The organism is Hydrogenophaga sp. SL48, assembly GCF_021729865.1.
In the GTDB taxonomy this organism is placed as follows: Bacteria; Pseudomonadota; Gammaproteobacteria; order Burkholderiales; family Burkholderiaceae_C; genus Hydrogenophaga.
Genome location: NZ_CP063400.1, coordinates 2,185,997 through 2,207,348, shown reverse-complemented (window position 1 = coordinate 2,207,348; position 21,352 = coordinate 2,185,997). Strand labels below are relative to the sequence as shown.

Annotated in this window: 21 protein-coding genes; 9 read left to right on the top strand and 12 right to left on the bottom strand. The window is 65.4% G+C overall.

The features are described 5' to 3' along the window. Positions 1-253: 253 nt before the first annotated feature. Complete coding sequence (locus tag IM738_RS10490; protein ID WP_236965805.1) at positions 254-1,993, top strand: site-specific integrase; 1,740 nt, start codon at positions 254-256, stop codon at positions 1,991-1,993. A 36-nt stretch (positions 1,994-2,029) separates the two neighbouring features. Here the strand turns inward: IM738_RS10490 and mobF are convergent, their stop codons facing one another. From mobF to IM738_RS10470, 4 genes are read right to left on the bottom strand one after another with little or no spacing between them, the layout of a single operon-like run. Then, a complete protein-coding gene (gene mobF / locus IM738_RS10485; RefSeq protein WP_236965804.1) occupies positions 2,030-4,663 on the bottom strand; it encodes a MobF family relaxase in 2,634 nt (877 codons plus the stop codon). Further along, positions 4,657-5,871, bottom strand: a complete 1,215-nt coding sequence (locus IM738_RS10480) for a type IV secretion system DNA-binding domain-containing protein (protein ID WP_236965802.1) — start codon at positions 5,869-5,871, stop codon at positions 4,657-4,659. Before IM738_RS10480 ends, mobF begins: the two co-directional genes overlap by 7 nt. A 59-nt stretch (positions 5,872-5,930) precedes the next feature. Then, positions 5,931-6,266, bottom strand: a complete 336-nt coding sequence (locus IM738_RS10475; protein ID WP_236965801.1) for a hypothetical protein — start codon at positions 6,264-6,266, stop codon at positions 5,931-5,933. Beyond that, positions 6,263-6,616 (bottom strand): plasmid mobilization protein, encoded by a 354-nt coding sequence (locus IM738_RS10470; RefSeq protein WP_236965800.1) that lies wholly within the window; start codon positions 6,614-6,616, stop codon positions 6,263-6,265. The genes IM738_RS10475 and IM738_RS10470 overlap by 4 nt, the downstream gene beginning before the upstream one ends. 540 nt (positions 6,617-7,156) lie before the next feature. Between IM738_RS10470 and IM738_RS10465 the strand changes: the two genes are divergently transcribed. Further along, on the top strand, positions 7,157-8,269 hold the full coding sequence (locus IM738_RS10465; protein WP_236965799.1) for a DNA-methyltransferase: 1,113 nt from the start codon (positions 7,157-7,159) through the stop codon (positions 8,267-8,269). Next, on the top strand, positions 8,266-9,123 hold the full coding sequence (locus tag IM738_RS10460; protein ID WP_236965798.1) for a NotI family restriction endonuclease: 858 nt from the start codon (positions 8,266-8,268) through the stop codon (positions 9,121-9,123). The genes IM738_RS10465 and IM738_RS10460 overlap by 4 nt, the downstream gene beginning before the upstream one ends. 439 nt (positions 9,124-9,562) lie before the next feature. Here IM738_RS10460 and IM738_RS10455 read toward each other — a convergent pair whose 3' ends face one another. Continuing rightward, positions 9,563-10,549, bottom strand: a complete 987-nt coding sequence (locus tag IM738_RS10455) for an NADPH:quinone oxidoreductase family protein (RefSeq protein ID WP_236965797.1) — start codon at positions 10,547-10,549, stop codon at positions 9,563-9,565. A 145-nt stretch (positions 10,550-10,694) separates the two neighbouring features. On the opposite strand from IM738_RS10455, the gene surE reads away from it, so the two are divergent. The 5 genes from surE (at position 10,695) to rlmD (ending at position 15,747) form a co-directional block, all read left to right on the top strand. Continuing rightward, entirely contained in the window at positions 10,695-11,471 is a 777-nt protein-coding gene (gene surE, locus IM738_RS10450; RefSeq protein WP_236965796.1) for a 5'/3'-nucleotidase SurE, read from the top strand. Beyond that, a complete protein-coding gene (locus IM738_RS10445) occupies positions 11,468-12,313 on the top strand; it encodes a protein-L-isoaspartate(D-aspartate) O-methyltransferase (protein WP_442908506.1) in 846 nt (281 codons plus the stop codon). Before surE ends, IM738_RS10445 begins: the two co-directional genes overlap by 4 nt. A gap of 86 nt (positions 12,314-12,399) precedes the next feature. After that, entirely contained in the window at positions 12,400-13,314 is a 915-nt protein-coding gene (locus tag IM738_RS10440; RefSeq protein WP_442908505.1) for a peptidoglycan DD-metalloendopeptidase family protein, read from the top strand. Between the two features lie 13 nt (positions 13,315-13,327). Further along, positions 13,328-14,113: a 3'-5' exonuclease gene (locus IM738_RS10435; protein WP_236965795.1), complete on the top strand. Its 786-nt coding sequence runs from the start codon at positions 13,328-13,330 to the stop codon at positions 14,111-14,113. Between the two features lie 179 nt (positions 14,114-14,292). After that, positions 14,293-15,747: a 23S rRNA (uracil(1939)-C(5))-methyltransferase RlmD gene (rlmD, locus tag IM738_RS10430; RefSeq protein ID WP_236965794.1), complete on the top strand. Its 1,455-nt coding sequence runs from the start codon at positions 14,293-14,295 to the stop codon at positions 15,745-15,747. Between the two features lie 14 nt (positions 15,748-15,761). Here rlmD and IM738_RS10425 read toward each other — a convergent pair whose 3' ends face one another. Further along, positions 15,762-16,121, bottom strand: a complete 360-nt coding sequence (locus tag IM738_RS10425) for a hypothetical protein (protein ID WP_236965793.1) — start codon at positions 16,119-16,121, stop codon at positions 15,762-15,764. A gap of 146 nt (positions 16,122-16,267) precedes the next feature. Then, positions 16,268-16,966 carry a Bax inhibitor-1 family protein gene (locus IM738_RS10420; protein WP_236965792.1) on the bottom strand — a complete coding sequence of 233 codons (699 nt, stop codon included), beginning with the start codon at positions 16,964-16,966 and terminating at the stop codon, positions 16,268-16,270. Positions 16,967-17,169: 203 nt separating this feature from the next. Between IM738_RS10420 and IM738_RS10415 the strand changes: the two genes are divergently transcribed. Further along, a complete protein-coding gene (locus IM738_RS10415; RefSeq protein WP_236965790.1) occupies positions 17,170-17,577 on the top strand; it encodes a GlcG/HbpS family heme-binding protein in 408 nt (135 codons plus the stop codon). Positions 17,578-17,712: 135 nt separating this feature from the next. Here the strand turns inward: IM738_RS10415 and hemP are convergent, their stop codons facing one another. From hemP to IM738_RS10390, 5 genes are all read right to left on the bottom strand, one after another. Next, the gene (gene hemP, locus IM738_RS10410; RefSeq protein WP_236965788.1) at positions 17,713-17,919 is read right to left on the bottom strand and encodes a hemin uptake protein HemP; all 207 of its coding nucleotides are present in this window, start codon (positions 17,917-17,919) and stop codon (positions 17,713-17,715) included. A 37-nt stretch (positions 17,920-17,956) separates the two neighbouring features. Next, entirely contained in the window at positions 17,957-18,370 is a 414-nt protein-coding gene (locus IM738_RS10405) for an ExbD/TolR family protein (protein WP_236965787.1), read from the bottom strand. Between the two features lie 18 nt (positions 18,371-18,388). Further along, entirely contained in the window at positions 18,389-19,123 is a 735-nt protein-coding gene (locus tag IM738_RS10400) for a MotA/TolQ/ExbB proton channel family protein (protein WP_236965785.1), read from the bottom strand. A 51-nt stretch (positions 19,124-19,174) separates the two neighbouring features. Beyond that, positions 19,175-19,828 carry an energy transducer TonB gene (locus tag IM738_RS10395; RefSeq protein WP_236965784.1) on the bottom strand — a complete coding sequence of 218 codons (654 nt, stop codon included), beginning with the start codon at positions 19,826-19,828 and terminating at the stop codon, positions 19,175-19,177. A 281-nt stretch (positions 19,829-20,109) separates the two neighbouring features. After that, positions 20,110-21,243 (bottom strand): alpha-hydroxy acid oxidase, encoded by a 1,134-nt coding sequence (locus IM738_RS10390; protein ID WP_236966292.1) that lies wholly within the window; start codon positions 21,241-21,243, stop codon positions 20,110-20,112. Between the last annotated feature and the right edge of the window lie 109 nt (positions 21,244-21,352).

Sequence of the window (21,352 nt, the reverse complement as noted above, 5' to 3'; positions counted from 1 at the left end):
GAAGGGCCTCGCTAGAGGGCGCATTCGCGCTTGAGTCTCGATACCGCGAAAATTCCCGCAATTCATGCTGCGGGTCGCATCGATGCTTGAATGTGGCCCAAGCTTGTGATTCCTGTTGTCGTGGGTTCGAGCCCCATCAGCCACCCCAAAGAATTCCAGTAGTTTGCGCAAGGCCTTGATTTCTATAGGAATCAAGGCCTTGTTGCTTTAGGCTAAACGGCCGGTTGCTACACGGTCTGTCACACAACCCTTTGTGGAGCAGACCTTGAGAGTAGTTTCCGAAAACGTTTATGCGCGCGGCAAGTACGGCAACCTGTATGTGCGTCGCCGCATCCCCGCCGCCATCCGTGCGGCGTACCCCTCCCATCAAGAGCACGTTGTCCGCAGCCTCGGCACGTCAGACCGTGGCGCAGCCAAGGAACTGGCACGAGCCGAGAACACGCGCATCGACATCGAATTCCGGCATAAGCGCCAGGAACTGGAGTTGAGCAGGGCCTCCCTGGCTGCCAAGCGCATTTCCAAGTTCGATGACGAGGAGCTGCAGGCGGTCGCCAAGTTCTGGGTGCGCCAAGTGCTGCAGAACGACGACAGTCGTCGCCAGGCCGGGCTCGACGACGTCGAGTTCGACGAGCTTGGCGAACAGCTCACCACGCAGCGTGCCGAACTCGGGCGCATGCTGGCGCAGGGCAAGAGCCTGAATATCTTCCCAGCGCTGCACGGCTTCCTCTTCCTCTGCGGGCTCGACTTCAATCCCGACGAGAAAGAGACCAAGCGCATTAGCTACGCCTTCTTGCGCACCGTCGTCGAAACGCTCGACCATCAACTCACCCGGCAGCGTGGAGACATCGTCGACACGGACAAGGTCGCGCCAACGGCCGCGCATCCGCTTCACGTCATCGCGCCAGAGCGCGTTGCGGTGGACCCAGACCTGCCGACATGGGACAAGGTTTTTGCGACCTGGCGCGACTACGTCGACAACCGCCCGACGCCCACGACACTCGCTTCACAAACCGCGTGGCGCGACCTGCGTCGCTTTACCGCGACCCAAGGCGTGCAGATGCCGGGCGACGTAACGCCCGAGTTGATGACCGCCTTCGTGGAAGACATGCGGCCTCGCCTCGAAGTGCTTACCCTCAACGAGCGTCTGACCAAAATCCGGGGCATCTACAAGATTGCGGTCGGAAAGCATGTTCTGCGCGTTAACCCGGCGGCAGGCACGCTCGGCGTCAAGGAGAGTGGCGCCAAGAAGCGCAAGAAGCGCCGGCTGCCGTTTGATGCAATCGACCTGCAGACCCTTTTCGGCTCCGAGGTCTTCACCCAACACAAGCGCTCCAGGGGGCAGGCCGGCGAGGCCAGCTACTGGATTCCGGTACTGATGTACTACACCGGCGCCCGGCCCGAGGAACTGGCGGGTCTGGCGCTGAGCGACCTCGTGAACGACCCGAAGCTGGGTTGGTTCTTGAACATCGTCGACCGCCCCTGCGACGACGACCTCGACCTGTTCGATGACGACGAGGTGCCTGAATCCCACCGCCGCACCCTCAAAAACGCGGTTTCCATCCGGCGCGTGCCGATGGTCCAGCAACTCATCGACCTCGGACTGCTGCGCTACGTCGAATGGCTGCGCGCTCGCAAGGCGACAGTGCTTTTTCCAACGCTGAAGAAGGACTTCCACGGCAAGCTGTCGGGGTCGTTTTCGAAGTTCTTCGGTCGATACAAACGAGCGCTCGGCATCACCGACAAGCGCAAGGTGCTGTATTCGTTCCGCCACTGCATGAAGGACATGTTGGAAGCGGCGGGCGTCCCCTCCAAGTACCTGCAGCGCGTGCTGGGGCACACCACGGGCGACGGAAGGGTGACGGATGGCTACGGTTCCGACCTGCCGTTCAATCGCCTGGCCAATCACTTCTCACGCGTTAAGTTCACGTCCATTCCGGCGCAGCCCTGGGAGCCGGGGCGGGGCTCGGTGAGTTTGAAGGTCGAGGAGGACTGACAGGGAGAAGAACGGGGCGCGCAATGGCGCCCCGTTTCATATCGACATCCCTCGGCTCGATGGCCGATGCAGGTCGAGCGCCGCCTGCTTGATGTCCAGCCGCGACATCGCCCGAGGCAAAAGCTCCTTGTCGTCGGTGTAAAGCGTCACGCTGTGGCGGGCACGGCTAATAGCGACGTAATACAGGCTTTGATTTGCCATGGCCCCGCGCACGTCGGCGTCCACTAACACCCGGTCGCAGGTCTGGCCTTGGGCGGCATGCACCGTCGTGCAGTAGGCATGGTCCACCTGCAGTGGCCGGTTCATGTCCAGGGTCAGCGAGCGCTCTGGACCCACATTGACCTTCAGTTCGCCCGCCGCAAGGTCGATGGCCTCGATGGTGCTGATTTGGCCATTCACGACGCCCAGCCCGTAGTCGTTCGCCGTGAAGCGGATGCGGTCGCCGACTGCGACCTCGCGCTGCTCCGCACGATGCACGGTCACATGAGGCATCGCGGTCGGGCGCCACTGCACCGTCTGGCCGTCTTCGCGGCGCAGCGTGATGCAGCCCGGCGCCGTCTCTACGACCTCCGCCATGTCGCCTCGCCGCAGCCCGATGCTGTCGTAGTGCCGAAGTGCCTCGACGATGTCGCCGGGCGAATAGCTCAACGAGCTTTGCACCTGCGCTCGCGTCAAGTCGCGGCCCTCCAGCACAGTCAAGGCGACGCCGGTGCCGGCAAGCCCGAGTCGCTGGCGCACGCGCTCGTTGATGGCCTGCCGCGCGCGGTTCGTGCCGGCAACGGCCAGGGTCTGCAAACGTTCCTCGGGCAGGCGCGATGCGTAATCCCTGGCGATGCGCTCGTAGCGCTCTGTTGCGTGCGGCACTTCGGCAACAGTCGCGGATAGCTTCTTCAGCGATTCCTCAACCTTGCCCTCCGCCGCGTCCACCACGGCGCCCCGCAGCTTCTCGTTTTGCTGACGGAGGATGTCGGTCATACACGCCGTGGCCATCCCTTGCTCCTGGAGCTGGCGGAATGGCGCGCCGGCTTCGACCGCCTTGAGCTGGCCAGTGTCACCGACCAGCACCGCGCGGGCACCGGCTTCGTCGACAGCGGACAGCAGCACATGCATGTCCCGCAGGCTCACCATGCCGGCTTCGTCCACGACGACCACCGTCCGGTCATCCAGGCGTCGTCCGCTGGCAATAAAGCCCGCGATGGTCATGGCCTCGAAGCCGGCGGCTGATAGCTCTCGCGCGGCCGCCGCAGAGGGTGCCAGGCCGATGGCCTTGAAGTTCTCCCCCAGGTTCTCGGAGACCGTGCGCAGCATCGCGGTCTTGCCGGTGCCTGCGAGGCCTTGCACGCCCACGATGCGATTGCGGGTAGCCAACACCAATTCTGCCCCCCGCCGCTGGCCGTCCGTCAGGTGCGCGCCGAGCGACGGTGCCGAGGTCTCGCCCGCGCCGGGCGCGTCGAAGAGCCGTCCCTGTTGCGGCTCCCAGATGGCCGTCGCCAGCACCTCCCTGCCGCGCCGCTCGATGCCCAGCAGCTCCTGCTCCATCGCCTGCGCGCCCGGGGTCGTGAGTCGTTGCCCGTCGGCCGACGCCAGTAGCTCCCCGCCCCCGAGCCGGCACTCGATGTCGGCTTGCACGTCGTCCAATCCAAGGCTGCCGGTGCCGTGCGCCAGCGCTTCCTGCACGATGGCCAAGCGGCTGACGATGGCGCTGCGCTCGGTCAGGTGCGCCACGGCAAAGTCCACTGACTCGCGGGTGCGCACTCCGGCCTCTGCTCCTTCGCGCGCCCCTGCGAGCTGCAAGTCCGGCTTCCAGTTCACGCCGAGGGCGGCCGCCTTTTCGCTCCACGCCTCGCTCAGGCAGTCGCGCCGAATGCTGGCGTCCTTGGCCCGCCGCGTGCTCAGGCCGGCGATTTCGCGCATCTCAGCTGAGGCGGTTGCGCGGCTCTCGCCCTTCGCTGCCAGCGCGGCGTCGATGGCACGGCTGCGCGTGCTGAAGGCCTCGACCTGTTCGCGCGTGATGTGCGCCAACTCGAATCGGCCGTCCTGATGCGTGCGGTGAATGCGATAACCCAGTTCCTGCACCTGCATGGCCAACTCGGCGCGATACAGGACTCCGAGCAGCTTCTGCTGCTCATACAGGGCGTGTGCGTCGAGTGCTCGCCATTGGCCGTCCGGCCGCTGCGTCAGATTCAGCAACACGCAATGCGTATGAACCTGTGGGTCGAGCTCGCGGCTCAGGTCGTGGTCGAACCGGGCGGCGACCACATTCCGGCTAGGCAACGAGACCGTCTCTCCATCCTGCGTGCTGCGATACGCGGCAAGTTCGGCTTGCACGTACTGCAGCGCGTGGGTGACGGCCTGCCGATGCGCTTCGAGCAGTTCCGTGGAACCGCCGATTCGGGCCTGCATGCTCAAGGATTTGGGGGCGCTGAAGGTCAGGTCCAGGCCAGCGGTGCGCCCTTCGCCGCCGCGATGCATCTGCTGGCCGTCCGGCAGTCGGCCATCGAGCAGTGTGCGGAAGTCATCGCTGTCCACCTCCCCGCGCAGTCCCAAGGCTTCGGCACCCGCGCCCCACCAGGCCGAGGGCGCGCGCCCGTCCTCGCTGTAGTAGTCGTCGCTGCCCTCGTAGTAGCTGGCGGCGGACTCGGCGGAAACGACTTTGGCGAGCGTCAGCATGTGTCCTCCGCTACGAAAGCCTCGGTCACGTCCTCGCGAGATTGCGGCGTCAGGCGCAGCCGGCGCACAGGCTCATCCCCGGCAAGCGCCAGATATCCAGCGAGGTTCGGCAGGCCGGCGATTTCGCTGGCCATCACCAGCCGCTCCTGGGCATGCCGCAGGCTTTGCGACTCGCCGAGCCCGCTCGCCCCGTTGCTGCGGCTCAGCTCGTGCCGCAACACCTCGCGCTCGCCGAGGGCGCGTGACAGTTCATCGGCGGTGGCTGGGTCGCTTTTGGCGATGGCCAGCACGACGAGGTTGCGAAAGCAGGCCCGCAACACCGTCGCCGACTCCCTTCCATAGAGCCGGTCGAGCTGCGCCGTGCTCTGCAATCCAGCGACCACTGCCAGGCCATGCTTGCGGCCCAGCGTCAGCCCGGCCTCCAGTCCGTTCAACTTGCCCAGCGCGGCCAGCTCGTCGAGGACCAGCCACACGCGCCGCCTGGGGTCGGGCGGCAGCGTTAGCACGGCATTGGTCACGATGTCGACCCAGCTCGCCAGCAGCGGCGCCAATGCCGCTTGCATGTCCGCGCGCCAGGTCATGAAAAGGCTTCCGCCTTCTTGCTCCAGCCAGTTCCGCAGGCTGAAGCTGCCCGGTTTGACGAAGCGGTGCGGCGACAGATGCGCGGTCAGCACAAAGCGCGTGCTGGCCAGCGCCTTATCTGCCCCTTCATCAAAGAGCCCTGCCGCCGGGGTGCCCGCCAGCAGTGCGCCCAGCTCGCGCGCCGGTGCGCTGGTGCACCAGTGCAGCAGACGGTCGGTGCTCGTCTCACCGCTGCGCACCAGCGCTCGCAGCACTTCCGCGAGCAGGACTTGCGCGTAGTGGTGCCAAGGAGCGGACTCGCCATGCCCGGCCGGGACAACGCTGGCAGCCAGGCGGTCGGCGTCGAAGTCGGCGCGCAGCTCGCTGAACACGGTCCAGCCCTCGCTGCGGGCGTCGAACGGGTTCAGAAGCCGGTCGCCGTCCTGTGCGAAGTGGCGCAGGTAGCCGCCATTCGGGTCGCAGACGATGGCGCGGTCACCGCGTGCCCGGATGCCATCGAGCAGTTCCTCGATGAGCGTGCTTTTGCCAGCGCCGGTGGTGCCGGCCGCAAGCAGGTGCAGGGTTTCCTGCTCGGTGGGCCAGGGCTGGCCACCGAGCGTCAGGAGCCGATGTCCGGCACCGGACATGGGCGCAGAGTTGCTCGCTTTTGCTCGCCATGAGCAGCAGCGCTCCCAGGCCGCTTGCATCATCGGTCGCCTTCCCAACGGGAACCCCGCAGCCGCATCACGTCGAGTTCTGCCCGGCGCTGCCAGCGGCGGAACAACCAGCCGCCCACCAAGGTGGCGCTCATGGCGCCGACGAGAGCGCACAGCACAAGCAGGGTCATCGCCGTGCGGTCGGTCTCCCGCCCGAGTAGGGCAAGGCCGAGCACACGCCAGCCGTCCAGGGCAGGCAGGCCCAGGCCGCGCTCCCAAGCGGCGGTCCACATCACGGCGGACAACACCACAGCGAGCACCGTCCAGACCACCGCGCGGTCAACCGCGCCGAGCAGGTGGCGCAGGAATGCGTCGTGCGTCTTCATGCCACACCTCCGCGCTGCTGAGGGTTGCCGACGCGCGGCGCAAGCTGCGCCCGCACGCGCGCCAGAATTTGCGCGTCCCGTGCCGCTGCCAGTTCGCGCAGTAACAGCAGCATCTCTCGTTGGTCGGCGCCAGCGCCGTCGCCCTGCATCGGCGCTGGCGCTGGCGTCTGTCCAACCTGGCTGCGTAGCGCCGCCAACTCGGCGGCCACGTCCAGCGATTGGTGCACCGCCGTCACGGTGGCGCGTACATGCTCGGAGATGGTCACGCCCTGGGCATCGGCCCGCTGGCGCAGCGTTTTGTGCTCGTTTTCGCTCACGCGCACTTTGATGAATCGGCTGCGCTCGCTCACAGCTGGCTCCCCATGCCCAACGCCGCGCCAACACTGGGTGAGCTGGCTAGGAGGCCACAAATGTGGACCGCTTCATTTGGGGTTGTGGACCGCGCAAAGCCAGTATTGGCGCGGGTTTTCGACGTTTGAGACCCGCTATCGCAGATTGCAGGGGTGTGTGTCGTACTCAGGGCCTGCCTGGGCAGGATGGAAGGCTTCATTTGGGCTTCTCCAAAAGGTTGATGGATAAGCCGTATAGGCACGCGCTGTTTGCGTCGCGCGGCCATCGCACTCGGCCACGGTGGACCGTGAAACACACCTGTTGCACGGTAAGTTTGTGGGGAATGGCTGCCCGGGGAGGGCCGCTTCCGAAAAGACCAAGAATGCGAACCGCTGGATGAACCTGGACCTGAAGAGGACCCTAGTCAACCTCGGGGGCTTCTTGTTCAAGCCACCTTGCGCAGGCATAAACGCCGATGAGTAGCCCCAAAAAGTCCAGCTTGGTCAGCTGCCAGTGCAAGCCAAGCCGGTCTAAATGAGACCTGCCGGTATCATCAACTCATGCAGCCACTGAAATCTCCCGTCAAGTTCGAGACGAAGCCCAAACCAACCGGCATTGCCTCTGGCGGGTTCGGCAAGGCGTTTTCGGCATATTCCGCAGCGGACTCGACGCAACCCCTACTTCTCGCCGGGGATGCACTCCAGGTGCTTAAGGACCTTCCTGCCGACTCAGTCGACTTCGTCATGACCTCCCCTCCGTATTGGGGCAAGCGGGAATATGAGAACGGCGGGATTGGTTTGGAGTTGGACTACCGGGAGTATGTGCAGAACCTCGTTGCCATTTGCGCGGAGGTGAAGCGTGTTTTGAAGCCGACGGGGTCTTTCTGGTTGAACTTGGGCGATAGTTATGCTGGCAAAGGTCTTGTCGGTGTTCCTTGGCGGGTAGCTTTCGCACTGACCGACTCTCAAGGGTGGACGCTGCGAAACAGCGTCATCTGGAACAAGCTTAAGGGCGGCATGGACAACAGTAAGGACAGGCTGGCGAACGTCCATGAACCTCTGTTCCACTTCGTCAAGCAGCCCAAAGGTTATTTTTACGATGCGGATGCCATTCGCTCCAAGCCCCGCGAAGCTCAGATTGTGAATGGCGCGGTCGTGTCTGCGACCGGTGTATCTGGAGTCAGGTACAAGCGGCAACTCGAACTCTCTACGGGCCTCTCGCTCGACGAGAAGCGCAATGCCCTCGACGGCTTAGAAAAAATTCTCGGGGACGTGGCAGCCGGCAAGCTTTCCGACTTCAGAATGGTTATTCGTGGTCAACAGAGGACCACGCACTCCGACAGCGAGAAGCTTTCCGGTCGCGCGAAGGAATTGCGAGACAAAGGGTTCTACTTTTTGAAGTACCACCCGAACGGCAGTAAGCCCGGCGACGTGTGGGACATCATTCCTGAGGATACGCAGGGACGCTCAACTCACTTCGCGCCGTACCCCGTAGACCTTTGTCGGCGCCCACTCCTTGCGACTTGCCCTGTTGGCGGCATTGCGCTGGACCCGTTCTGTGGAACAGGTACCACCCTGTACGCCGCGCGGAGCTTGGGACGGAAATCAGTCGGCATCGACATTTCGACGAGCTACCTTGAACTCGCGCGCAACCGCTGCGACGCGCTTCTATGAGCAAGGTCGTAGAACTCTTTGGCCACGCCGCGACCAGCAAGGTGGTTGACTGGCAGCAAGTCGTTGCGGAACAACAGTGCCCGTTCCTGAAGAAGCGCTGCTACAAGGTGCGAAAGTCGGACCCTGGCGTGTCAATTGGTTCATGCACAGTCCTCTACGGCGCAGCACCTCCTGAAGCGGTACTCATCTGCCCCACACGACTCATTGACCGGGGCCAGATTTTTACGGACTGCCTTCACTTGCTGACGAATCACGAGCCCGGGAACGAGCTGCACGTGGTGTCCGAGGTGTCGGTGCCCGGTGGCAGCGTGGATTATTTTCTGGTGTCGGCTCGGGACGGTGTAGTGAAGGACTTCGTCGGGATTGAGCTCCAGACGCTCGACACAACGGGCACTGTATGGCCCGAGCGACAGCGCCTACTGCGAGAGTTGGGACTACCGCGTGCAGACGAAGCCGAGAACTCCACTAAGCCCTTCGGCATGAACTGGAAGATGACCGCGAAAACCATCTTGGTCCAGATGCACCACAAGGTTCAGACGTTCGAGCACATTAACAAGAAGCTCGTACTGATAGTTCAGGACAAGCTTCTCGCGTACATGTCGCGGGAGTTTAGGTTCGACCACCTTAAGAACCCAGCGATGCTGGGGGACTCGATGCACTTGCACGCGTATAGTTTTAGACCGAACGGCGAATTGGGGGAGCTGCGCCTTGCGATGAGTGCGCGAGTCAGCACCGATGCTGACGGTATTGCCGCATCCCTTGGTCTACAGGCTGAGGCGCGCATTGAACTCGCGCAACTCTTGGCCTCACTGCAGGCCAAGATTTCGGTCAAGACTCTCTTCAGGCCGGTTTAAGGTATTTTGGGCTTGGCTTTTGGTGCCCCTGTTGTTGCGAGGCGTGGAGCTCCCTCCCACTTGCTTCATTTGAAGCCACCTCGGCCTCCAGCGCTTTGGCGCGTTCCGGTTGCCTCTTTGACCACCGACGCGCTCACGATGGCGCGGACAGAGTTCAACTTCAACGCGCGAACGGCTGCGACTGATAGGCGCGCCTGGGACGCACATGATGCGTAGCGGCCTGTCGAGCGTTGTGAAAACACAACAGGCGCACTGAGATTGATGCTGTATTGCGTGCGCGCTTGTCACACAATCTGTATCCCAGACCCGTGTCGCACCGGCCGGAAAGCCGCGAAAACACTGGGGTTCGTAGATGGCCGATGGTCCCCCATCAGCCACCCCAAATGAATCACACACAAAGCCCGGTTTTCACCGGGCTTTGTCGTTTCTGGTCGCGATTTCAGTTCACCATCACCAATTTGCCCTTGACCGAGCGCGAACCCATGATGGCGTAGGCCCTGGGCAGCTCGCTCATGGGCAGGGTCTGGTCGATCACCGGCTTGATCTGGCCCTTCATGTACATGGCGGCAAGGGTCTGCATCATCTGCGCATTCGCCTGCGGCTCGCGTTTGGCGAAATCGCCCCAGAACACCCCCACGATGCTCGCGCCTTTGAGCAGCGCCAGGTTCAGTGGCAGGCTGGGGATGGGGCCGCTGGCAAAGCCCACGACCAGGTAGCGCCCGCGCCAGGCGATGGAACGGAAGGCCGGTTCGGCGAAGTCGCCGCCCACCGGGTCGTAGATCACATCGGGGCCCTTGCCGTCGGTCAGCCGCTTGATCTCGTCGCGCAGCGTGGTCTGTGGCTTGTGCACGCTGTAGTTGATGACCTCGTCCGCGCCCAGCTGCCGGCACAGGGCGCACTTGTCCTCGCTGGAGGCGGCGGCGATCACGCGCGCACCCGCCGCCTTGGCGAGCTGGATGGCGGCCGTGCCCACGCCACCGGCCGCGCCCAGGACCAGCACGGTTTCGCCGGCCTTGAGCGCGGCGCGGTCCATCAGGGCGTGCCACGAGGTGGCGTAGATCATGATGAAGGCGGCCGCGTCGACCGGCGGAAACCCCGGCGGGAGCGGCATGCACAGCGCAGCCGGGGCCAGCGTGTGGGTGCCGAAACCACCGGTGCCGCTCAGGCACGCCACGCTCTGACCCACCTGCAGGTGCTTCACGCCGTCGCCCACGGCGCTCACCACGCCCGCGTATTCCGAACCCGGCACGAACGGCAGTGGCGGCTTCATCTGGTACTTGTTCTGCACGATGAGCAGGTCGGGAAAGTTGAGGCTGGCCGCCTGGATTTGAAGCAGCACCTGCCCCGGTCCGGGGGTGGGCGTGGGCAGCTCTTTCCAGCTCAGGGCATCCACGCCCACGGGGTTTTCACAAAGCCAGGCATGCATCGGGTGGTCTCCGGTTGGTGTTTTCAGAGGGGCCATGATAGGCACGCACGGGCCTGCCGGGTGGGCGGCCGGGCGTGGTTTTGTCCCTCGCGCGACCCGGGGCGCGCGGCGGTGAAAGCGCGGCAGGGCGCCTAGAATCCTGCTCATGAAAATCCTCATCTCCAACGACGATGGCTTCCAGGCGCCGGGCATCGTGGCCCTGTACGAAGCCCTGAAGGGTCTGGCCGAGGTGGAGGTGGTGGCCCCCGAGCACAACAACAGCGCCAAGTCCAACGCATTGACCCTGCATTCGCCGCTGTACGTGCACACGGCCGCCAACGGGTTTCGCTATGTGAACGGCACGCCCGCCGACTGTGTGCACATCGCGCTCACCGGTTTGCTGGGCTACCGGCCCGACCTGGTGGTCTCGGGCATCAACAACGGCGCCAACATGGGGGACGACACCATTTACTCCGGCACCGTGGGCGCGGCCATGGAGGGCTACCTCTTCGGCATCCCGGCCATCGCGTTTTCTCAGACCGAGCGCGGCTGGGCGCACCTGGACGTGGCCGCACAAAAGGCGGCGGAGCTGGTGCAGCAGCTTATGCCCTCGCTGCCCGACGCGGCACACCGCAGCGCACCCTGGCTGCTGAATGTGAACATTCCTTGCCGGCCGGCCAGCGAGCTCAAGGGCTTCAAAGTGGCGCGCCTGGGGCGCCGGCACGCGGCCGAGCAGGTGATCACCCAGACCAGCCCGCGCGGCGACACCATGTACTGGATCGGCAGCGCCGGCCCGGCCAAGGACGACGCTGAGGGCACCGATTTCCATGCCACCGCCCAGGGGTTTGCCAGCATCACGCCGCTGAAGGTCGACCTGACGGACCACGATACGCTGCCGTACTGGGCGCCCACGGCCGCCGCCATGGGTGGGGGCGCACGTTGAAACGCACTCTGCCGCCCATCGGCAAGCTGTCCACCGCTGCGGCCACGCCCCGGCCGCGCCCCGCGTTTCCGGCGCGCCTGGACACAGCCCCTGCACCGCCGGTCCACAAGCCGGGTGCCTTGGCGGCGTTGCGCCCCGTGACGGCGGCGCCTGCTCCGGGTACCCGGGCCGCCGGCCACACCGCTCCAGTGGGCGTGGGCATGGATTCGGTCGCCGTGCGGACCGCGATGGTGCGCAAGCTGCAGGGGCAGGGCATCGTGCACGCGGGGGTGCTGGCGGCGATGCAGGCCGTGGAGCGGCACCGTTTCGTGGACACCGCGCTGGCCAACCAGGCCTATGAAGACACGAGCCTGCCCATTGGTCTGGGGCAGACCATTTCCAAGCCGAGCGTGGTGGCGCGCATGCTGGAGTTGCTGTGCCAGGGGCGCGAAGAGAAGCTGGGCCGTGTGCTCGACATCGGCACCGGTTGCGGCTACCAGGCGGCGGTGTTGAGCCACTTGGCCAGGGAGGTGTACAGCATGGAGCGGCTTCGGGGCCTGCACGACAAGGCCCGGGACAACCTGCGGGCTTTCCGCGTGGCGAACCTGCACCTGCTGTTTGGCGATGGCATGCTGGGCTATCCCCAGGGCGCGCCGTACGCCGGCATCGTGGCTGCGGCGGGAGGGAACGATGTGCCACAAGCCTGGATCGACCAGCTGGCGGTGGGTGGCCGGCTGGTGGCGCCGGCCGTGACGGCAGATGGCCAGCAGCATCTCGTCGTGATCGACAAGACCGCTCAGGGATGTGTTCGCTCGGTGCTGGAGCCGGTGCTGTTCGTGCCTCTAAAATCGGGCATTGCGTGAAGCTCCTTCTGCCCTGTGCGGCAGCGGGCTTTGGACAGCCAGCACCCGGGATCAGACCGGGTCTGACAATCAGGTGGGAACCAGTGATGAACAAGCGGAATTTGATGATGGCGCCCGACGGTGCCGGACGAGCGCGTTGGCGCGGTGTGGCCCTCTGGGCGGTGATGGGCGGGCTTCTGTTGACGGCGGGGTGCTCCACGAGAAAGCTGAACCAGCCCGCGCCGGTCGAAGACCGAACCCGCGCCGGCGCCGAAATCAAGCCCTTGCCAGGCGCCGAGAACGCCGGTAAACCCGGCTACTACACCGTGCGGCCGGGTGACACCCTGTACCGGATCGCGCTGGAAGCGGGTCAGGCACCGCGCGATGTGCAGGCTTGGAACAACCTTACAAACCCCAACCTGATCGAAGTCGGGCAGGTGCTGCGGGTGGCGCCGCCGGCCGCCAACCCGGCGGCACCCAATTCTGCTGCGGTGACCTCGGCCCCCGTGACCGCGCCAGGTGTGGTTGCCCGTCCGCTGACGCCGCCGGTGGCGGGTGCCACGCCCCCCGTCCCGGCGACACCGGGTGCTCCCGTGGCAGGGGCCCCGACCCTCGTCGCGCCCGCCACGGCACCTGAACCTGTGGCGGGTGCGGACGAGGTCAGCTTCGTGTGGCCAGCGCAAGGCACCGTCGTGTCCAACTTCGACGAGAGCAAAAACAAAGGCGTCTCGATCGCGGGCAAGGTCGGCGACCCGGTGCTGGCCGCCGCAGACGGCCGCGTGGTGTATGCCGGTGCCGGCCTGCGCGGCTACGGCAACCTGATCATCCTCAAGCACAACAACACCTACCTCACCGCCTACGCCCACAATCAGGCGCTGCTGGTGCGCGAAGACCAGACGGTCAAGCAAGGCCAGCGCATCGCCGAAATGGGCAGCAGCGACTCGGACCGCGTGAAGCTGCACTTCGAGGTGCGGCGCCAGGGCAAGCCGGTCGATCCGCTGGCCCACCTGCCCAAGCGCTGATCCGGGCCAGCGCATGGCCTGGCCGGTCCTCGTCTTCGACATCGAGTCGATCCCCGACGTGGAAGGCTTGCGGGCCCTCCGTGGGGCACCCGACGGCAGCACCGATGAGCAGGTCCATGAGGCCTGGCTGTCCGAGCGCAAGGACAAAGGCCAGAGCGATTTCATGCCACTGCACCTGCAGCGCATCCTGGTCATCAGCGTGGTGTTCCGCAACGCCGAGGGCCTGCGGATCCACTCCTTCGTGGACCGGGACGGCGCCAGCGAAGGCAAGGTGGTTCAGACCTTTTTCAACAGCATCGAAAAACACCAGCCGCAGCTGGTGAGCTGGAACGGCAGCGGGTTCGACCTGCCGGTGTTGCACTACCGGGGCTTGCGCCACGGCGTGGAGGCCAGCAAGTACTGGGACATGGGTGAGGACGACCGCGAATACAAGTGGAACAACTACATCAGCCGGTACCACATGCGCCATCTCGACCTGATGGACCTGCTGGCGATGTACAGCCCCAAGAACAACGCGCCGCTGGACGCCATGGCCAAGCTCTGCGGCTTCCCGGGCAAGCTGGGCATGGACGGCTCGCAGGTGTACGCGCAGTACCTGGCCGGTCAGACCGACGACATCCGCCGTTACTGCGAAACCGACGTGATGAACACCTACCTCGTGTATTGCCGTTTCCAGAAGATGCGTGGTGGTCTCACAGAGGCCGAGTACGAACAGGAAATCGCTTACGTGAAAGAGACGCTGGGCAACCTGGCGCCGACCGAGAGCCACTGGGACGAGTACCTGAAGGCCTGGGGCTGATTCGATCCCACCCCCGCGCCGCCTTTGGCGTCACCCCCAAGAGGGCAACGCGATGCGGCCCGGCAAAGCCGGTTCCGCCGCGTTTTGGGCGCAGGCGCTTCGCTCAGCGCAAGTGGCCGGTGTCTGCCTCTTTGGCAACCCGGGTCAGGCCCACGCTTGTGTCCTGAGACAATCGGGGCATGACATCGCCCCAAGCCCACGACAACAGCCTTCTGACCAACGCGCGTGACGACGCGCCCCACGCTCCCCATGCCGCCTTGCCCGACGGCTGGCTGGCGGTGGAATCCCTTGACATCGATGCCCAGGGCATTGCCCGCCGACCCGACGGCAAGGTGGTGTTCATCGACGGGGCACTGCCTTTTGAGGTGGTCAGCGTCAATGTGCACCGCAAGAAAAACAACTGGGAGGCCGGCGTGGTCACGGCGATCCACCGTGAATCGTCGCAGCGGGTGCGACCCGGTTGCCCGAACTTCGGGCTGCACGAAGGCTCGTGCGGTGGCTGCAAGATGCAGCACCTGCATGAGGCGGCGCAGGTGGCGGTCAAACAGCGCGTGCTGGAGGACAACCTCTGGCACCTGGGCAAGGTCAAGGCCGAGATGCTGCTGCGCCCGATCGAAGGACCGGCCTGGGGCTACCGTTACCGGGCGCGCCTGTCGGTGCGCCATGTGCACAAGAAGGGCGTGGTGCTGATCGGCTTTCACGAGCGCAAGAGCCGCTATGTGGCCGACATGAAGGTCTGTCACGTGCTGCCACCGCACGTGAACGCGATGATGATGCCGCTGCGCGACCTGATCTTCGGCATGGACGCGCGCGAGACCTGTCCGCAGATTGAACTCGCCTGCGGCGACGAGGTGACCGCGCTGGTGCTGCGCCACCTGGAACCGCTGTCAGACGGTGACCAGGCCCGTCTGCGGGCCTTTGCCGCCGAACACGGCGTGCAGTGGTGGCTCCAGGCCAAGGGACCGGACACGGTGAAGCTGCTCGATGCCGACGTGCCGCAGCTGTCCTATAGCCTGCCCGAGTTCGGCATCACCATGCCGTTCAAACCGACCGACTTCACCCAGGTCAATCCGCACATCAACCGGGTGCTGGTCTCGCGCGCACTGCGCCTGCTGGACGCGCAACAGCACGAGCGCGTGATCGACTGGTTCTGTGGTCTGGGCAACTTCACCCTGCCCATCGCCACGATGGCGCGCGAGGTGCTGGGCATCGAGGGCAGCGAGACACTGGTGGCGCGCTCGCGCGAGAACCTGGGGCTCAACCAGCAGGGCAGGGCGCAGCCCCTGGCGCCCACGCAGTTTGCCGCCCGCAACCTGTTCGAGATGACCCCCGAGTTGCTGGTGGCCGATGGGGTGGCCGACAAATGGTTGGTGGACCCACCGCGTGAAGGGGCGTTTGCACTGGCCAAGACCCTGGCCGACCTGCACCTGCAGCCCGAGTTGCGTGGCAGCTGGACGCCGCCGAAGCGCATCGTCTACGTGAGCTGCAACCCGGCCACGCTCGCACGCGATGCGGGCTTGCTGGTGCACCAGGCGGGTTACCGGTGCACGACGGCGGGGGTGGTGAACATGTTCCCGCACACCGCGCACGTGGAAAGCATGGCGGTGTTCGAGCTCGAAAAAACGGGTCGCTGAGAACGCCTCGGCGCTCAGGATTTGCGGGCCTTGGCGGGCTGTCCGGTTCCCTGGCCTTCCGACGCGTCGACTTCAGGGACTGACTCGGCTTCTTCGGGCGGGATGTCGGAGGGCATGCCGACGATCTGGTTGTCGCGCATGTACTGGTCCATGTCTTTCCAGCCGGCGAACACCGATGCCTTGCCGGCCTTGGGGTTGCTGCGGAAGCAGTCCTCGACGCTGCGGATCGCATGGCGGCAGGCGCTGCCGATGGCCATGCCTTCGGCTTCTTTCCGGGCAGCAATCTGGGGGGCAGTCTCGATGCCCAGAATGTCGCAGCCAGCCAGCAGGCTGGCGGCAGCGCAGAAGCTGAGGGTGAAGGCTGGGTGTCGCATGGTGTTTGAACGGGGTTGCCCTTCTTTTCGGCGCCACATCCTGGAACTTGATGGCTGATTCGCGGGAAGGCCGTGCACCACCGGTGCGGGCATGAAAAAAGGGACCCGAAGGTCCCTTTGTGGAGGTGAGCCGGCTCAGATCCGGATCAATCCCGCTCGCCGCCGAAGATGCCCAGCAGGGCCAGCAGGCTCTGGAAGATGTTGAACAGGTCCAGGTACACGGCCAGCGTGGCGGAGATGTAGTTGGTTTCGCCGCCGTCGATGATGTTCTTCAGGTCGTACAGCAGGTAGGCACTGAACACGAGGATGGCCATGGTGGCGATCACGGCCATGCCGATCGTGCTGCCCACGAAGACGTTGATGATGGCACCGATCATGATGGCCATGGCGCCGACGAACAGCCATTTGCTCATGCCCGAGAGGTCGCGCTTGATCACGGTCGAGAGGTTGGCCATGACGAAGAACACGCCCGCCGTGCCGCCGAAGGCGGTCATGATCAGGCTCGATCCGTTGCTGAAGCCCAGCACCGAGGCCAGCATGCGCGAGAGCATCAGGCCCATGAAGAAGGTGAAGGCCAGCAGCACGGGCACACCGGCCGCCGAGTGCTTGGTTTTCTCGATGGCGAACATGAAGCCGAAGGCGCCGCCCAGGAACACGATCAGCCCGAGGAAGCCCGTCAAACCGGCGGTGATGCCCGTGGCCACGCCGACCCAGGCGCCCAGCACGGTGGGCAGCATGGACAGCGCCAGCAAACCATAGGTGTTGCGCAGCACCTTGTTGCGTTGCAGGGCCGCATTGCCGGTGGCGCTGCCGAAGCGGCCAGAAGGTTGCAGTTGGTCGTTCATTGAATTTTCTCCTTGCGATCGGTGTGATCCGTGGGGCATTGTAGGCGGCTTGGAATTGGCTTGCTGCGGGAAGGCCGGGTCGGGGTAAGGGCTGTTGTGACCCGGGTGGGAGCAATGCATCGGTTATGGTTGCGCTCCTGTTGCGGCGCCGGTGCGCCCGCGCTTTCACCGGGGCCGATTCCCCACTTATTCTGGACACGCACATGAAAACCAAAGCCGTTCTCGAGATCGCCGACGTCAAACTCATCGCCGCCGCGGCCGAAGCCGAAGCGCTGAAAAACAGCTGGGCGGTGACCATCGCCATCGTTGACGATGGCGGTCACCTGTTGTGGCTGCAACGCCTGGACGGTGCGGCGGGCATCTCGTCGCACATCGCGCCCGCGAAGGCCCACACGGCCGCCCTGGGCCGCCGTGAGAGCAAAGTCTATGAAGATGTGATCAACCAGGGGCGCATGTCGTTCCTGAGCGCCCCTGCGATCCAGGGCATGCTCGAAGGTGGCGTGCCCATCATCAAGGACGGTCAGTGCATCGGTGCGGTGGGCGTGAGCGGTGTGAAGTCCAGCGAAGACGCACAGATCGCCAAAGCAGGCATCGCGGCCATCGGGTTGTAAAAAATGACTGGCTACCAGGACCTGCGGTCCCTTGGCTGGCCAAAAAACGACGCTCGGGGAGATGGCTTTCCCCGGGTCGCCCCACGATGAAAGAAGTTGGTTCCTGTCGATGGCCACCGGCGTGCGCGGGGAGCCTTATTTGGTGAGGATGAGTTTGCCCTGGCGCGTGGTCTGCAGCCGGTAGAGCGCGCCGTTGTGGGTGATGGCCACCGCCTTCTGGCCACGCAGCACCTCGTGGCTGGTGAGCAGAATAGGCGACGGGTTTTCGCATTCGGCGGGCCCCTCTGCGGCTTGGGCCTGGCCCGTATCGGGCACAGGTTCCTTGGGTGTGGCGTTGATCATCTGTCGATCCTCCTGGGCCGGTTCCACACAGCGGGATTCAAGGCGCCACCGGTTCGGTGATGAAGCCGATCTTGCGCACGCCGGCGCGCTGCGCGGCGGCCATGGCCAGCGCCACGCGCTCGTAGCGCACGGCCTTGTCGCCGCGAATGTGCAGTTCCGGCTGCGGATTCTGTGCCGCGGCGCTGGCGAGGCGTTGCTCGAAATCAGCGTCTTCCACCCGCGCTTCGTTCCAGTAGTAGACGCCGTCGGCATCCACCGACAAGCGCACGTTTTCCGGCTTGTCCAGCACCTTCTCGTTGCTGGCGCGGGGCAGGTCGATGTTGACGGCGTGCTTGATGACCGGCACGGTGATGATGAAGATGATGAGCAGCACCAGCATGACGTCGATGAACGGGATCATGTTGATCTCGCTGAGCATCTGGTCGCTGTCGTCCTGGGTTCCGATGGCCATGGTGATGTCCTGAAAGGGTCAGGCCTTCTTCATCGGCAGCACCTTCGCGTCACCACCCACGGTGACGCGGGCGCCGGTCACGAAGTAGGCGTGCAGGTCGTTGCCGAAACGGTTGAGGCGGTGGGTGATGCCTTTGTTGCCGCGCACCAGGGCGTTGTAGCCCAGCACGGCGGGGATGGCGACCAGCAGGCCGAGCGCCGTCATGATCAAAGCCTCGCCGATCGGACCGGCCACCTGGTCGATGCTCACCTGGCCGGCGGCGCCGATGCCCAGCAGCGCGTGGTAAATGCCCCATACGGTGCCGAACAGGCCCACGAACGGCGCGGTCGAGGCGATGGAGGCCAGCACCGTGAGGCCGCTCTGGGCGCGGGCCGTGAAGTCGTCCAGGCTGTTGCGCAGCGAGCGCTCGACCCAGTCGCTCATGTCCAAGCTGTCGTGCAGCTGCGGGCGGGCCTGACCGTCCTTGTGCAGGATGTGGCGGGTGGCTTCGCGGCCTTCGAGCGCCAAGGCGCGGAAGGGATTGCCATCGTCCTTGCCCAGCTTGTCGATGCCTTCGGCGAAGTCGGCGCTGTGCCAGAAGCCTTCGCACGCCTTGGCCTGCTGCCGCTGGGCGCGCTGGTCGAGCGCTTTCCAGAGAATGATGATCCAGGTGGCGAGCGACATGGCGAGCAGGACGATGGCGACGGTGCGGGTGACGGCGTCGCCCTGGGTCCAGACGTGGGCCAGGCCAGATGAGACGTTTTGCGGTTCCATGACGGTGAAAACTCCAGTGAAATCGGTGTTGGGGACGGTGCGCAGGGCGCGTTATTCAAGAACGAAATTGATCGGAATGTTGAACCACATCGCTTCAGGGGTTCCTGCGCGTTTGCCGGGCAGGTAGCGCCATTTCAAAACGGTCTGCAACGCCGTGGCGTCCAGCCGCTCGAAGCCGCTGGAGGTGCGGATCTCTGCCTTGCTGGCGGTGCCGTTCACTTCGATGAAGGCCCGCACGATCACCTTGCCTTGTTCACCCAGTCGTTTGGACAGCGGCGGGTAGGGCGGTGGCGCGTTGTTGAGGTAGTCGGCGCTGCTCGATGGCAACTCGATCTTGGGCGGTGCCGGTGGAGCAGGTTCCGCCACCACGACCGGCGCGAGCATGGGCGGTGCCGGTGGCTGGGGTTCGGTGGTGCCGGTGGGGGCCAAGGCGGAGGGCGCCGGGTCGGCAATGGCGATCGGCTGCGGGGCCTGCTTGGGCACCGGCTGGGGGGGCAAGACCGGCTTCTGGACGGGTTTTCGCTGAGGCTGCGGTGGTGGCGGGGCCGGCGTCACCTGGGGCTGGGGCAACTCGATCAGTTCGGCCAGCACCTCCACCGGCACCACGAGCTCGACCGCCCGGCGCAGCAGGCCGGTTTGCAGGGCCCACAGGCCCAGGACGTGAAAGCCGACCACGGCGATCACGATGAACAGGCGGCGGTCCATGCGGGGTGTCGGGGATGAAGCTTCTGAGGCTCCGGTGAGGGGGAGCGCAAGGCTGGCGCTGGCGGGGTTCATAGTGTAGGTCGATGGGGAGCCGCAGCACTCAGGCTCGGAGGACCCACCACACGGCGGCGAGGATCAGGATCAGGCTTCCGCCGAGGATGAACACGCTGCTGGTCATGGAGGCGTCCTTGGGATCGGTGAATGAAAGCATGTCGAAAGTATAAATGAGAATTGATCTCATTCAATTCAAAAGACCGAAAAATCATCGAGATCTGGTGGTGTCAGTGCCTGTCGGCTGGCCGCCCGAGGGACATGGCCGCCTCGGCCAGGGTCTGGCAACCGCAGAGTGCCATCGCGATCTCCAGCTCGTCGCGCAGCAGGCGGATGACGTGGGCCACCCCCGTGGCGCCGGCGTTGGCCAGCCCGTGAATGACGGGGCGGCCCACCAGCACGGCCGCTGCGCCAAGCGCCATGGCCTTGAGCACGTCGGTGCCGCGCCGGATGCCGCCATCCACCAGCACCGGCACCTCGCCACCGACCGCTTGCATCACCGCCGGCAGCAGCTCGGCGGTCGCGGGCATGGTGTCGAGCGTGCGCCCGCCGTGGTTGGAGACGATCAGACCGTGCGCCCCGGTCTGCACGGCGAGGCGCGCGTCGGCCGGGTGGGTGACGCCCTTGAGCAGCAGCGGCAGGCGCGTGACGGAGCGCAGCCAGGCCACGTCGTCCCAGGTGGGCGCGTGGGTGAGCAGGTCTTCGAACAAGGGGCTTTGACCGGGCCGCAGGGTCTGGGGTTTGGGCGGGCGCAGGCCCTGCAGGTTGATCGCGGTGATCCCGGACGGCAGCGCAAAACCTGCACGGCGTTCGCGGTCCCGCGCGCCGTTCACCGGGGCGTCCACGGTGAGCACCAGTGCCTCGTAGCCGGCGGCTTCGGCGCGGTGCACCAGGTCCCGTGTGAAGGCGCGGTCGGGTTGAAGGTAGAGCTGGAACCACAGCGGGCCCCGCTCCGCTTCGCCCAGCACAGTGTGGGCCACGTCTTCCAGCGGCACGCTGGCCTGGGTGCTGAGCACGAACCCGGCGCCGAGCACGGCCGCAGCCAAGGCCGTGGCCATTTCGCCGTGGGGGTGCGCCAGGCGCTGGTAGGCCATGGGGGCGATCAGGACCGGGTGGGCCAGTGTGCGCCCCAGCAGTTGCACCCGCGTGTGGCCGCCCGCCAGCGGGCGCAGCACGCGCGGGTGCAAGCGCAGGCGCTGCCAGGCCGCGACGTTCTCGCGCAGCGTGGTCTCGTCGGCCGCGCCGCCGTTGAAATAGGCGTCGGCTTCGGGGCTCAACGCCGTGTGCGCCAGCGTTGCATGGTCGGCCAGACTGACCAGGCCTTCGGGCAGGGTGGTGCGGGGCGAGGGGGGTTTGCCGTTCAGCCGAGCCGGCGCCGGGCCGCCCCCAGCCGGATCAGCCCCCTCGGGGGGCAACGACCCGCGCAGCGGCGGAGCGTGGGGGACATCGGGCCAGCCGCCGGGCCGCCCCAAG

Bases quoted from the DNA above. Each gene is read 5' to 3' on its own strand.
- mobF (WP_236965804.1), bottom strand. From the start codon at position 4,663: ATGCTGACGCTCGCCAAAGTCGTTTCCGCCGAGTCCGCCGCCAGCTAC.
- IM738_RS10480 (WP_236965802.1), bottom strand. From the start codon at position 5,871: ATGTCCGGTGCCGGACATCGGCTCCTGACGCTCGGTGGCCAGCCCTGG.
- IM738_RS10475 (WP_236965801.1), bottom strand. From the start codon at position 6,266: ATGAAGACGCACGACGCATTCCTGCGCCACCTGCTCGGCGCGGTTGAC.
- IM738_RS10465 (WP_236965799.1), top strand. From the start codon at position 7,157: ATGCAGCCACTGAAATCTCCCGTCAAGTTCGAGACGAAGCCCAAACCA.
- IM738_RS10460 (WP_236965798.1), top strand. From the start codon at position 8,266: ATGAGCAAGGTCGTAGAACTCTTTGGCCACGCCGCGACCAGCAAGGTG.
- IM738_RS10455 (WP_236965797.1), bottom strand. From the start codon at position 10,549: ATGCATGCCTGGCTTTGTGAAAACCCCGTGGGCGTGGATGCCCTGAGC.
- surE (WP_236965796.1), top strand. From the start codon at position 10,695: ATGAAAATCCTCATCTCCAACGACGATGGCTTCCAGGCGCCGGGCATC.
- IM738_RS10440 (WP_442908505.1), top strand. From the start codon at position 12,400: ATGAACAAGCGGAATTTGATGATGGCGCCCGACGGTGCCGGACGAGCG.
- IM738_RS10435 (WP_236965795.1), top strand. From the start codon at position 13,328: ATGGCCTGGCCGGTCCTCGTCTTCGACATCGAGTCGATCCCCGACGTG.
- rlmD (WP_236965794.1), top strand. From the start codon at position 14,293: ATGACATCGCCCCAAGCCCACGACAACAGCCTTCTGACCAACGCGCGT.
- IM738_RS10425 (WP_236965793.1), bottom strand. From the start codon at position 16,121: ATGCGACACCCAGCCTTCACCCTCAGCTTCTGCGCTGCCGCCAGCCTG.
- IM738_RS10420 (WP_236965792.1), bottom strand. From the start codon at position 16,966: ATGAACGACCAACTGCAACCTTCTGGCCGCTTCGGCAGCGCCACCGGC.
- IM738_RS10415 (WP_236965790.1), top strand. From the start codon at position 17,170: ATGAAAACCAAAGCCGTTCTCGAGATCGCCGACGTCAAACTCATCGCC.
- hemP (WP_236965788.1), bottom strand. From the start codon at position 17,919: ATGATCAACGCCACACCCAAGGAACCTGTGCCCGATACGGGCCAGGCC.
- IM738_RS10405 (WP_236965787.1), bottom strand. From the start codon at position 18,370: ATGGCCATCGGAACCCAGGACGACAGCGACCAGATGCTCAGCGAGATC.
- IM738_RS10400 (WP_236965785.1), bottom strand. From the start codon at position 19,123: ATGGAACCGCAAAACGTCTCATCTGGCCTGGCCCACGTCTGGACCCAG.
- IM738_RS10395 (WP_236965784.1), bottom strand. From the start codon at position 19,828: ATGGACCGCCGCCTGTTCATCGTGATCGCCGTGGTCGGCTTTCACGTC.